General features: G+C 45.7%; 8 protein-coding genes. 7 read left to right on the top strand and 1 reads right to left on the bottom strand.

What is annotated here, in order from left to right:
- Positions 1 to 299: 299 nt before the first annotated feature.
- From ACEN8J_RS05305 to ACEN8J_RS05320, 4 genes are all read left to right on the top strand, one after another.
- On the top strand, positions 300 to 701 hold the full coding sequence (locus tag ACEN8J_RS05305) for a VOC family protein (protein WP_029515431.1): 402 nt from the start codon (positions 300 to 302) through the stop codon (positions 699 to 701).
- A gap of 112 nt (positions 702 to 813) precedes the next feature.
- The gene (locus ACEN8J_RS05310) at positions 814 to 1,359 is read left to right on the top strand and encodes a GNAT family N-acetyltransferase (protein ID WP_341039686.1); all 546 of its coding nucleotides are present in this window, start codon (positions 814 to 816) and stop codon (positions 1,357 to 1,359) included.
- Between the two features lie 185 nt (positions 1,360 to 1,544).
- Complete coding sequence (gene aspA, locus ACEN8J_RS05315; protein WP_029515429.1) at positions 1,545 to 2,954, top strand: aspartate ammonia-lyase; 1,410 nt, start codon at positions 1,545 to 1,547, stop codon at positions 2,952 to 2,954.
- Between the two features lie 175 nt (positions 2,955 to 3,129).
- A complete protein-coding gene (locus ACEN8J_RS05320; RefSeq protein ID WP_165149872.1) occupies positions 3,130 to 3,717 on the top strand; it encodes a restriction endonuclease in 588 nt (195 codons plus the stop codon).
- Positions 3,718 to 3,812: 95 nt separating this feature from the next.
- Here ACEN8J_RS05320 and ACEN8J_RS05325 read toward each other — a convergent pair whose 3' ends face one another.
- Positions 3,813 to 6,989, bottom strand: coding sequence for a bifunctional cytochrome P450/NADPH--P450 reductase (locus ACEN8J_RS05325; RefSeq protein ID WP_495594320.1), 3,177 nt, complete (start codon positions 6,987 to 6,989; stop codon positions 3,813 to 3,815).
- A gap of 284 nt (positions 6,990 to 7,273) precedes the next feature.
- Here ACEN8J_RS05325 and ACEN8J_RS05330 point away from each other — a divergent pair, with 284 nt between their 5' ends.
- The 3 genes from ACEN8J_RS05330 to ACEN8J_RS05340 all read left to right on the top strand — a co-directional run bounded on the left by ACEN8J_RS05330 (position 7,274) and on the right by ACEN8J_RS05340 (position 12,621).
- The gene (locus tag ACEN8J_RS05330; protein ID WP_029515426.1) at positions 7,274 to 8,278 is read left to right on the top strand and encodes a BMP family lipoprotein; all 1,005 of its coding nucleotides are present in this window, start codon (positions 7,274 to 7,276) and stop codon (positions 8,276 to 8,278) included.
- Positions 8,279 to 8,305: 27 nt separating this feature from the next.
- Positions 8,306 to 9,970 (top strand): methyl-accepting chemotaxis protein, encoded by a 1,665-nt coding sequence (locus tag ACEN8J_RS05335; RefSeq protein ID WP_495594321.1) that lies wholly within the window; start codon positions 8,306 to 8,308, stop codon positions 9,968 to 9,970.
- A 203-nt stretch (positions 9,971 to 10,173) separates the two neighbouring features.
- Positions 10,174 to 12,621, top strand: a complete 2,448-nt coding sequence (locus tag ACEN8J_RS05340; protein WP_495594541.1) for an AraC family transcriptional regulator — start codon at positions 10,174 to 10,176, stop codon at positions 12,619 to 12,621.
- The last annotated feature ends 24 nt before the right edge of the window (positions 12,622 to 12,645 follow it).

The following is a 12,645-nucleotide window of genomic DNA, read 5'->3' on the forward strand; positions in this document are numbered from 1 at the left end:
AAGTACTAAATTGGCTAATTTGTGGTATCTTAAATATAGGATATGTTTGTAAGCGTAATCATGGCGAAATTGGGGAAGGGAACAGCTTCTAAAACCAAGAGTGGATGATCAAGTGGATCAGGATGAAAAAACATCCGAAGCCATTTTGTTGTACAAGCCTATTCTTGGTGTAAAGCTAAGGGACAAGGTAAGAGTTGTTAGTTTAATTGCAAATGTCAGATTGATTGACTTTGTGAGATAGTTAAGTTATCTTTTGTGGAGAAGTCGTATGATAAAGTAGAATGAAGAGGTGAAGCATCGTGGGAGTAACAGCTAAACAAATTTTTGTGAATTTACCAGTTAAAAACCTACAGCACTCCATTGATTTTTTCACTACAATTGGATTTGAATTTAACGCTCAGTTCACTGATGAACATGCAACCTGCATGGTTGTTAGTGAGCATATTTTTGTCATGCTATTGGTTGAAGAACGTTTTAAAGCGTTCACTACAAAGGAAATTTCAGATGCCACGAAAAGCACAGAAGCGATTGTTGCTCTATCGGTGGAGAGCCGAGAAAAGGTGAACGAGATCGTTCGCAAGGCTTTGGAAGCAGGCGGCCAGCCCTCGAATGAACCTCAAGATCATGGTTTTATGTATGGATGGAGCTTTCAGGATTTGGATGGTCATTTGTGGGAGTTCTTTTATATGGCAGAGCAGTAATAGAAGTAAGGGTGATTAAGTAGTAAACAAAGTACCATGGAAAGTAAGCTATCCTAAAAAGATAGTTTACTTTCTTTATTGTATGTTATCGAACTCACCGGGAGGAATCACAATGTCTAACGAAGTGAGAGTTTACCCTGTTCAAGCTCTGAACGAAGCCCTGACAGATTCACTGAGTCGACTGTTAATCGACGTGGTTGCAGACGGTGCATCTATAGGTTTCTTACCTCCATTAGGTTATCAGGAAGCAGCAGCTTATTGGAATAATGTACTTGAGGATGGCGTAGTTCTGTGGATTGCCGAGAAGGACGAAGTACCTGTAGGGACGGTCCAGCTTCATTTGGCTCAAAAAGCTAACGCAATTCATCGTGCGGAAATTGCAAAGCTTATGGTACATCCGTCCGGGCGCAGGCTTGGGATCGCACGTCAGTTAATGAAGGCAGCGGAAGAAGAGGCACTAAGTCAGGATAGAACGTTACTGGTGCTAGATACGCGGGTGGGTGATCCCTCCAATGGACTATACGAGTCGATCGGGTTCGTGGAAGCTGGTGTTATTCCGGATTACGCTCAATCAGCCGATGGTCAACTGCATGCCACTCGATATTATTATAAGCCATTAAATCCGTATTCCAGTCATAGCGGAGCATTTGCCGAATAACCCTGGTATATACGGGTAATCATAACTTGTCATAGGATTACATAACCTTTTTCCGCGTTTATTCGACTGGTAAAGCACGGGAATCGGAACGTATAATGAAGAGGGGATCAGAAGAGGTCTTTTTATGTCAATTTGGCTGTACTGAATTGAAGAACGTAGCAAACACAGCGGAGGAATCAGAGAATATGAGGTTGGAGCATGATTTTTTAGGTACCAAGGAAGTACCATTAGATGCCTATTACGGTGTACAAACGCTGAGGGCAAAAGAAAATTTTCCAATTACAGGCCAACGACTGCACCCTGAGTTGATTAAAGCCATGGCGATCGTGAAAAAGGGAGCAGCGACGGTAAATATGGAACTAACCCGTTTACACCGCCCCAAAGCAGAGGCCATTATTCAGGCTGCTGATGAGATTATACAAGGACAGTTGCATGATCATTTCATCGTCGATCCCATTCAGGGCGGCGCAGGCACGTCCATTAATATGAATACAAATGAAGTGATTGCGAACCGCGCGTTGGAGCTGATTGGCAAGCAACGCGGAGATTATCAGGAGATCAGTCCTAATAATCATGTTAATATGGCGCAATCGACGAACGATGCTTTTCCTACAGCCGTACACTTGGCTGTATTAAGCATGATTGATAAACTGTTGGATACCATGAGTGAGCTTCAGGAGGCATTTTCCCGCAAGGCCAATGAGTTTGATAGTGTGATTAAGATGGGTAGAACCCACTTGCAGGATGCAGTGCCAATCCGATTAGGACAGGAGTTTCAGGCTTATGCGCGTGTGCTGGGTCGTGATATCGGACGCGTGCGTGCGACCAAACAGCACCTGTTAACGATTAATATGGGTGCAACTGCGGTGGGTACTGGCCTGAATGCAGACCGTCGTTATATTCAGCGTGTTGCAGAGGTACTGGCAGACGTCAGTGGCTTCCCTGTGGAAGCTGACGAAAATCTTGTAGATGCTACACAAAATACGGATGCTTATACCGAAGTGTCTGCCGCCTTGAAAATTTGTATGATGAATATGTCTAAGGTGGCAAATGACATCCGCTTAATGGCTTCCGGACCTCGTGCAGGTCTGGGAGAACTGAGTCTGCCTGCTCGTCAGCCAGGGTCATCCATTATGCCAGGCAAGGTAAATCCGGTGATGTGTGAGGTCATTAACCAAATTGCATTTCAGGTCATTGGTAATGATCATACGATCTGCCTGGCTTCAGAGGCGGGCCAGCTGGAGCTGAACGTGATGGAGCCTGTGCTTGTCTACAATCTGCTGCAATCGCTGGAAATTATGAAGCAGGGCTTCCACGTTTTCCGTATACATTGTGTAGAAGGAATTGAAGCAAATGTGGAGCGGTGCCGTGAATATGTGGAGAACAGTGTAGGTATTATTACAGCACTCAATCCCCACCTTGGATATGAGGTAGTATCACGTATTGCCCGCGAAGCAATTACGACGGGGAAATCGGTGCGCGAGCTGTGCCTGCTGTATAATGTACTGACCGAGGAAGAGTTGGACATTATATTGGACCCGTACCAAATGACTCAGCCTGGTATTGCCGGAGAATCTTTGCTGAATCGCGAATAATGATACGGAGTATGGAATTTAGATAGCTTTGAGGCAAGACGAAGATAGCCCCGTCGAATCTGGCGGGGCTATTGTTATGGTGATAAGAGAGATGTAATACGGGAGCCAGCGTGCATAGGGGAGTTCCCTTTTAAGGATGATACGGCTACGCTTACGGTAGAAAAGGGAGAGTTGGGTGTTGCTAGAAAAATTATTGGCATACAAGGAATTAGGAATAGGACTCATTGTACTTTTGGTGTTGTTTGCGCTCATCATCAGAGGACTGATACGTGGTCGCAGAAATCGGATTTTACGTGATCTGGACCCACGCAAAATTGGAATTCAGGATATAGATCGTATGGAGGATGGCTCGGAATTTGAGCTTTATTTGCAACGGTTATTATCCGCGCTTGGCTATAAGGACATCTATAAAACAACCAGTAGCCGGGATTTTGGAGCGGATCTGGTTTTTACAGACCGTGAAGGCATCAGAGTTGTCATACAGGCCAAACGTTATGGCGTACAACATCCGGTGGGCTTGGGAGCAGTACAGGAAATTTACACCTCTATGCGTTATTATGCGGCCGACAAGTCTATCGTTATCACCTCCGGCCGTTATACGGAATCTTGTAAAACACTTGCTGCTGTCAACGGGGTTAAATTATTAGATCGCAACGACTTGATCGACATCATAGATTTATTCAAGGCTAGGCACCGCGAGGAGGTTATGGACCTATTAGAAAGTAAAGTAGATGTGATTGCTTCCAAATGGAGTGAAAGATAATCATAAAAGGGACTGAACTACTGGCGACGAGTTTGAAGGCCAGTAATCAGTCCCTTTTATTTTTTAACATGATGCTTGTTCTTATACTGTTATCATTAGATGCCTGTCCAGACATCCTTGGCATAGCGTTTTTCCTGTTGGAGACGATCCAACCATTGCTGTGCTTCTTCTTTACTGGTATGGTGTGCTTCCGCGTAAGCAGCACAAAGGGTGTTTTCTACATCGGGAGCCATCCGGCTACCATCACCGCATACATATAGATGCGCTCCTTCATCAAGCAAGTGAATCAGAGTGTCCGCATCTTCTTTCATGACATGCTGCACGTATCTTTTGGGTTGATCGGGCAGACGTGAAAAGGCTGTATGAAGCGTAACGATTCCTTCCTGCTCCCAGGCTTGCAGCTCTTGCTTGTACAGATAGTCAAGCTTAGGATTACGGCAGCCATAGTATAGGTGAGCCTCGCCGAGCTGTTCCCCTCTTTCTTTAAGTACATGGCGGGTTTGGAGGAATCCGCGGAATGGTGCCACTCCAGTACCTGGACCGACCATGATGACAGGCACCGTCGGATCTTCCGGCAAACGGAAGCCCGACTGAGGCTTACGCACAAAAATGACAATTGGATCATCTGGTTGGAGCTGCGCCAAATAGTTGGAGGCAATTCCCAGGTATTCGCCCTGTCCGCTACGGGCTGGTCCACGCACGACGCCCACGGTTATACTCGCTGAATTCTCCGATTCAAGCGGAGAGCTTGAGATGGAGTAGTACCTAGGCTTGAGTGGAGGTAACAGCGAGATAAAGTTTTCAAATGGCAGCTCGCAGGCTGGATACTTCTCCAGAATATCCAGCATCGTGACGTGCTTCTGTCGTATCTCTTGATCAAAGGTAGAATCCTCTAGCAAAGCTTCGATTTCTTTCTTGTGCGGTGGACACACTGTAAAGGATGCTAGTTGCCGTAGCTGGGCTCTCGTTGCCGGTTCTTGCAGTTCCACACTGAGAGTGAGCAAATCTCCTACGCTGACAGGCCGATCTAAGGGGAGCTGCGCCGCATCCCGGTCACTGCCTCTCAATACGATGTAGTCTTGATCCTGTAACTTAAAGCGTTGCATTACTCTATTCGCCAACGAAGCAGGATTACGCGGCAAAACACCCAGATGATCACCCTCGCGATAGGACAATCCGGTTGGTAATTGGATCTCCAGATGCCGTGTACTGCGTTCACTTTCAGCAGCGTGCAATTCACGATTCGCGGTAACAACGGCAGTAGTTGCCTCATAGTTGGCCGCCAGAGGAGCGCTAAGTACGTCGCTTACAAACTCTATGCTCAGACTGCTGGTGTCCTGTGGTTCTGTATCACTGTGCTCTATGCCGAAAGCATTCAGCAATTCCGGCCATAGGCCGCGATTCCAGACTTCCCAATCCTTCTCGAAGTCACCACTGGCGTCGCCCTCGCCCCGATCATACAGTCGCTTTGCCCCTTTGGCAGCCATTAGCTCATCAATCATCCTTGGAATACGCTGATACGTGCTGGCCCAATTCCGGTCACCGCAACCAAAGACAGCGTACCTTATGCCTGCCAGTTGGCCCTCGTCTACCTGCTTCAACCATTCTACAAAGGCATCAGCATTATCCGGCGGATGTCCGTTATAAGATGCAGTCGTAATAAGTACCACGCCTTCTTTAGGCAAATGGTCCACATGTTCATTCAGAGTTGCTATGCTACTGTTAAAACCCCAATTCCGACCTAAATCGGCTAGTTCACCCGCAAGTCCCTCAGCTGTACCCAGATTCGAGCCGTACAAAGACAGCAAAGAAGTATCATGTTTTTCGGCATGAGGAGCTGCAACTTTTTGTTCCTCCTGTTCATGAAGTTCTTGAGCGGCACCCGGCAGCATGACGGCAGTCTGTGTGCTACGCGGTCGTACTTGAATGGTGAAGCCCTCAGGCTTGAGTGTGAGCGTCTCTTTGACTTTCAACTCATAATGAGTATGATCAATCAGCTCAAAATGTTTCAGTACCATACCCAGCACAAGGGTGGCCTCCTGTAAGGCAAACTGTTGTCCAATACAGGCCCGTTGACCGTTGCCAAACGGTTTATAGGCATCTTGTGGAATGGCGGATGGGTCCTCAAAGCGTTCCGGTCTAAATTCCTCAACATCTTCACCCCAAGCCTCGGTATCACGGTGCAGTTTCGGGATGAGTACATTTACACTGTCGCCCTTTTTAAGCGGATAGGTTCCGTCGAGCAGTGTATCTTCTTTGGCGAAGAGCGAGAAGGCGGGCGCTGTCGGCCATAGCCGCAGAGCTTCATTCAGTATCATCCTTATGTACTTGAGCTCACGCACCTGAGTATAGGAAGGCAGCGAATCGGTGAGCACGCGATCCACTTCTTCATAGGCTTTAGTTAGCGTTCTTGGATTTTTAAGCAAATAGTAAATGGCAAAGGATAAAAGCCCACTGGTCGTTTCATGACCGGCGATGAGGAAGGTGATGATCTGATAACGGATATTTTCATCATCCAGCGTTTCACCTGTTTCCGGGTCCTTGCCTTCCAGCATACGTGCCAGTAAATCCTCTTCACCTTGGTTGCCCAGGGTTTTGCGTTCTTGAATAATGCTGTCCACCAGAGAGAACATCGTTTCGATGTCGTGTTTAAACTGTTTTTTCTTCGATAACATCAGCTTGTTTTGCAAATTGAGGCGTTGCAACTGACCCATTGCTTCATCCAGTGCGCGTGTCATACTGGTCACGAACGGATGGGGCTGGTCGCGGTAAAAGCTGTTAAAACGATAATTAAAGCCGCATAATCCGATGGTATCCAAAGTCAGCCGGGTCATATCTTCCGGTACCTCTACACTTTCATCTGGATTGAGCCGAGACCATTTCTGCACCAGCTGAACCGCAAGATCAAGCATCATATTGTGGTAACCCTTCATAGTCCGCTGGCTAAAGCTTGGTAGCAATATTTGGTGGGCCTTGCGCCAGTTCGGTTCCTCAGTCCAGCTTGTGAATAGTCCGTCTCCAGCAAAAGCTCGTACTTTTTGTAAGGGAGCCCACACCTGCTTATCGAAACGGGATTCATCACAAGCATCTGCCACCAGCTTATGATCGGAAATATAAATGTTCGTTCCTTCAGGCAGATCCATGCGAAAGATGGGACCGTACTCATTAGCAAGCTTAACCAGAGACTGGACAGGGGCATGTGTATCGATCAAGGGCAGATTTCCTAAGGGACCATATGTTTTGGGTTGTGGAATTAAATGGGTCGAAGTCATTTTAAATGTTGCTCCTTTCAGATTGAAATAGGGTGATGGTTTCAAAGTACCTATGTTTTCCAAATTACACTTTATTCTTCCGGTATAAACGAAAATAAATGAATTTGGACAGTTCGTATAATAAAAACAAAGCAAAATATACATTTTTTACATAATAAACAATGACATCACACTTATCACACTTCTATTAACAATGAATTTACAGAAACTCTTATGAAAAAATATGCTTTTATAACCGATATAAAGATGTTGGGGATTTGCATTTTATGTTGAGGTGATATGTCATGAAGAAACGAGCTCTATTATTAACTTTTAGGTGGATTCCCATTGTCACGATCTTTGCATTATTGGTAAGTGCATGTGGGCAATCAGACGTACAAACCAAGGCCGAACCCATTAAGGTGGGAATCGTACTGTCAGATATTGGTCTGGGTGACCAATCTTACAGCGACGCGGCTTTTCGAGGTTTGGTCAAGGCACGGGATGAGGGGAAGATTGTTTTTGAATACCGGGAAATAACGGAGACCAAGACGTATGATGCGGCTTTTGAGCAGCTTGCTCAAGAAAAAGCGGATTTAATCATTGGGTTGGGTTATATGGTGAAGGACAGTATGGAATCCATTGCCAAAAAATACCCAGACCGTAAATTTTTAATCGTGGATGAGAAATCAGATTTACCGAATGTGGCCTCTATTAGCTTCAAAGCAGAAGAGGGCAGTTTTATGGCTGGGGTCGTTGCCGGTTTGACGAGTCGCACCGAACAGGTGGGTTTTCTTGGAGGTGCGGAATCTCCTCTGTTGAAAAAATTTGAAATTGGGTACCGCGCAGGGGTGCAATCAGTCAAGCCTAATGCCAAAGTTACTGCAACGTATGCAGGAGATTTTGGAAAGCCGGAACTGGGTACGAAAATTGCAGATGACATGATTAATCAGGATCAGATTGATGTTATCTTTGCAGCCGCAGGTCTCACGGGCGTAGGTGCGCTACAGGAAGCGCAAAAACAGCAAAAATTAGCCATCGGGGTCGATAGCGACCAGTTTTTTATTGCGGAAAAGGCGGTAGTGACCTCGATGTTTAAAAATGTAGACATTGCAATTTATACAGCAGTCAAAGGCTTTGCAGATCATCAAAGAAAATTTACGGAGAAGGATATGGTGTTTGGTCTTGCAGAAGATGGCGTAGGTTTAGCGCCTATTCGTGTCGTGACACTGAGTCCGGATCAGCAAAAGTTGTTGGATGATTTAAAGGAAAAAATCAAATCCGGCACACTTACTGTTCCCACCCAATAAATTTTCGCAAACGGAGGATGAAAGCTGATGAAACTGCAAGGTAAACTGGTGCTGAATGCGATGATTTCCTTGATCGCTTGTCTGGCTTTAGTGGCATATATCATTTTTGAATTAATTCGTATTAACTCGCAAAGTAGTAATTTGGTTCCGGCTATGTTGAATGTACAGCAGCTCAATGCCTATTTGATTCAGTCGGGACAGGCGTTGCAAAATTATTCTGCTTCCATGACAGAGAGCAACAAAGCTGATGTGCAAAATCAACTGACTCAGTCTGAAAAAACGATTGCTTTGCTTTCACAGGGCATGATGCAGACCGAAGAACAGCAAAAACGACTGAATACGATTAAAACAAAATTCAGCCAATTGAAAGTAGCAACGGAGAAAGCAATGAGTACCCAAAACAGTCCGGAGTCCAAGCGGGAGGCCATGCGTGCCCAAGGGATTCAGAACGATGTATTTATGCTGGATCTGCTGACCAAGGCACGTTATGACCAATACACAGAAGATTTGACTAAGAGCATTCGTTTTACTTGGCAATTGGCCTTGGCAGGTGCAGTTATACTTCTGGTGGCGGTTGGGCTATATAATACATATACCTCCAGGCAGCTTGCCCTTAGAACACGCAAGTTAACGGATGCCGCAAAGCAAATTGCCGAGGGGAATCTGACAGTGGAGCTTGCACAAACGAAGGGGCACGATGAGCTAGACGAGCTCAATGAATCTTTCCGGGTGATGATCGGGAACTTGCGCAGCATTGTACTCTCCATTGATCAGGCGGGTAATCGTGTCGATCTGATGGCTCGGGATATTGATCAGCATAATGAGGCCATGAAGGAAATTGTGACACAAGTCAGCACGTCAACAGAGGAACTGGCGATAGGCAGTCAGAAAATTGCTGAGGATCTGTCGTCAACAGTTGGCGTTGTGGATGAAATGCAGCAAAAGTTTGAATCGAATCTGCTGGAGACCACACAATCGACTGCGTATAGTGAGGATGCTTTGCGTGTCATTGAGCAAGGTGCGCGGGTCATGAGTGATCAACTGCGTATTGTTGCAGAAAATCGTTCAGCCATGTCCGAAGTGGAGCAGACGGTTAAGGAGCTGGAGGCGAATGCATCTGAGATTACAACCATGACCGGATACGTCTCCGAAATTGCCAGCCAAACATCGCTGTTGTCCTTGAATGCTTCTATTGAAGCTGCACGTGCAGGTGAAGCAGGCAAAGGTTTTGCTGTGGTTGCCAATGAAGTGAAAAAGCTAGCGAATCAATCAGAGTCTGCTGTAAAGAAAATTTATACCGCAGTTGACGGTATCACGCAGGCTATGGATAAGGTGAAGACTTCTGTGGCGCAAAGTCAGGAGCTGTTTCGTGAGCAGGAGAAGGCTACCTCCTCGACCGGAGAATCGTTTACTGAGATTAGTGGCAAAGTGCAGCAAATTGCCAGCCAAGTCAGTAAGCTATCAACGGACATGGACGTATCGCGAGAACTGAGCGTACAGGTGCAGCAAGCTATCGAAAATATCAGCGCAATCACTCAGCAATCCGCCGCAGGCAGCGAAGAGATTACGGCTTCCACGGTGGAGCAGAAGCGTTCATTTGAGGAATCGGCTGAGAAGGTAAAAGAGCTTCGTCAGATTCGCGAAGAGATGCAGCGGGAGCTAGATCGTTTTCAGGTGGAAAAGACAAGCTAAAACCTGTGAAGCGAGTATCAGTTTTGCTGAATAATGAATATAAGCAGTGCCAAAGAAGAAGTTCTACCTTGTACAGGGAGGCTTCTTTTTTATTTTAATGATGTGACTTTTGTTAAGTTTGATATACATAGGCAGGGAATTCCAACTCTTACGTCAAATAGATTTAGGGAGAATATGTCACCATGTATATTGGCAAGAGGAAGATGGACAACGAAGTCCGGAAGGATGAAGTTACGGGAATGTTGCGACTTAAGCTTCGATTGATACTGAAAAATAAACAGACAAGATTGATTCTACTGCTCACTCTGTGCGTGTCGCTTGTAATTAGCGTGATCGGCTTGCTATCGTATTCACGATACCGTGAAGGTTTGGATACCGAGCTGAACACACCCAATATAGAATTGTTGCAAATCAATCTGGATGTGACCAATCGGGCTTTTCGTGAGTCTGATAACAAGGCGCTGGATGCAGCATATCATCCGGATGTAGAGGCTTTTGTACGTGTCCAAACGGATAGGAAATCGCTGGAAGATAACGCCTCCGTCATAGATCGGCTTCAGAAATACTTGAAAACCCTTTCTTCACACGAAGAAATTTATTCGGTTGAAGTGATTTCTTTGGACAATCATGCTCTCGTATCCAGCAATTATGGTTACATGCCTGATTGGAAGCAGGCACCGGATGCCACATGGGTTCCCTGGATTCAGGACATTCAAAAAAAACCGTTGTTGATTAAGCGGAGATGGTACGGCACCGATCGTGAGCAGGGGACGTTAGAGCTGCTTTCGCTGGCCAGGCCCATAGTAGAGAATGGTCAGGTCATGGGTGCGGTGCTAATCAATCTGGATTACGACCGTTTTTTCTCCAAACTATATATTCATTTATCCAACTCGCAATACGTGTATGATCTGGAGGGCGAGTTGATCTATCCCAAGCTGAGATTGTCCTTACCCTTAAATGATATGGGCAGGGTTTTGAAAGAGCTGGATGTGAGCCCCTATGCTTATGTGGAGATAGGGAATATGGAATATATGGCGAACCAAACCTTTTCTGATGTAACGGGCTGGCGTCTAGTCTCGCTCGTTCCGATGGACAAGCTGCTAAAAAATGTAAAGCTGGCGCGCAATATGATGCTGTGGCTGGCCTTTATCTCCATACTGGCTGGGTGCTCAGCAGTTTACTATTACAACTATGCAGCTTTTCGCCCCATGAAAAAAATTAATAGCCTATTGAATTCGGGTAATAAGGGAACGCGCCAAGGAGGATTGTATGACCTGGAACCTGTGATTAGCAAACTGGTTGGAGAGTTTCATCGCAAATCATTGGTGGTAGAGCGAAGCCTGCCGGAGCTGCGTTCCAAATATATGGAAGATGTCATCCAGCGTAGAATGGGCATACAGGAAATGCGTATGAAATGGGAACAGTATTTTTCCGATTGGGACGGTAATTCTTTGTTTGTCATAATCGTGTCCATCGACCGATATTCTGCGTGGGCTGCAAGCTTTCCAGAAGAGGATAAAATGCTGCTCAAGTATGCGCTGAACAATATTTTGCTAGAGATGCTCGAACCTTACTGGAAAGCAGTATGCTCGCCGGAAGAGGAAAGTGGTTTTATTGTGCTGTTACAGTACAGCGAGAGTTCGAATGAAGTTGAAGTTGGTTCGGAGACTGCCCTCCAAGAGAGTATTTTGCTTCACAAAAGCGTTGATAGACTGATTCAGGTTGTCGGTGAGTATCTTCCTTTGACCATTTCTATAGGGATTGGTCATATGGTCACGGATATTCAAGAGGCACGGGCATCTTTTATAAAAGGAAAAGAGGCCCTTAATTTGCGTTTGTATGAGGGGTATGGACGTTCATATACGAATATGGACAGCGATATAAGTGTGAAAAAGGATAATACAGTGGATGAACAGTCAAAGGAGCAAATTCAGGATTCAACATTGTTGGACGATCGGCGTGTGGAAATAATTCATGCCCTGGAGTCGCAGGAACCGGGTGCAAGTGTAAAGCTAATCAGCCACTGGGTAGAAGAACTTCGACTCCACAGAACATCCCCAGCCCAGGTCTACTTGTTTGTTCATGAATTGCTGGAAGATTTGCTGAAATGGTGTGCCACTCAGAGTGTGACGCCGCCGGATCAGCTTGCTGATTACCACTGGAATCAGATTCTGACGCTAGACTTTCAAGACATTGAGGTATTGCTGGTCACTATGTTGACTGAAATTGAAGAAAAATGGCACGGACGTATTCAGTCCAAAGATTTTGTGCGTGTACAAGAGATGATCGAGTATATGGAACATCATTTGCATTTGAACATCGGACTTCAGGAAATTGCGGATCATGTTCACATGAGCGTGTCCTCGGTGAGCAGTATGTTCAAGGAAGAAACAGGGACTACCGTTTACGATTATTTGACTGGATTACGCGTAAAAAAGGCAAGCACTCTACTATGTGAAACCCATTTGAAAATCAGTGAAATTGCAGAGCAGGTCGGATACCGAAATGAGAACAGTTTTATTCGGGTATTCCGCAAGCATAAGCAAGTGACCCCAGGGAAATTCAGACAAATCAGCAAATCTTCCAATGAATATGCAGATCGGTCAAAAGGCCGATACTTTGGCGAAATAGAAGATAAATACGAAGATTAAGCGATAGCTGTAGCCCTCCACGTT

The organism is Paenibacillus sp. Paensp38 (assembly GCF_059491915.1).

Excerpts from the sequence above, each read along its gene's own strand:
- ACEN8J_RS05340 (WP_495594541.1), top strand. The coding sequence starts at position 10,174 with ATGGACAACGAAGTCCGGAAGGATGAAGTTACGGGAATGTTGCGACTT.
- aspA (WP_029515429.1), top strand. The coding sequence starts at position 1,545 with ATGAGGTTGGAGCATGATTTTTTAGGTACCAAGGAAGTACCATTAGAT.
- ACEN8J_RS05335 (WP_495594321.1), top strand. The coding sequence starts at position 8,306 with ATGAAACTGCAAGGTAAACTGGTGCTGAATGCGATGATTTCCTTGATC.
- ACEN8J_RS05310 (WP_341039686.1), top strand. The coding sequence starts at position 814 with ATGTCTAACGAAGTGAGAGTTTACCCTGTTCAAGCTCTGAACGAAGCC.
- ACEN8J_RS05330 (WP_029515426.1), top strand. The coding sequence starts at position 7,274 with ATGAAGAAACGAGCTCTATTATTAACTTTTAGGTGGATTCCCATTGTC.
- ACEN8J_RS05325 (WP_495594320.1), bottom strand. The coding sequence starts at position 6,989 with ATGACTTCGACCCATTTAATTCCACAACCCAAAACATATGGTCCCTTA.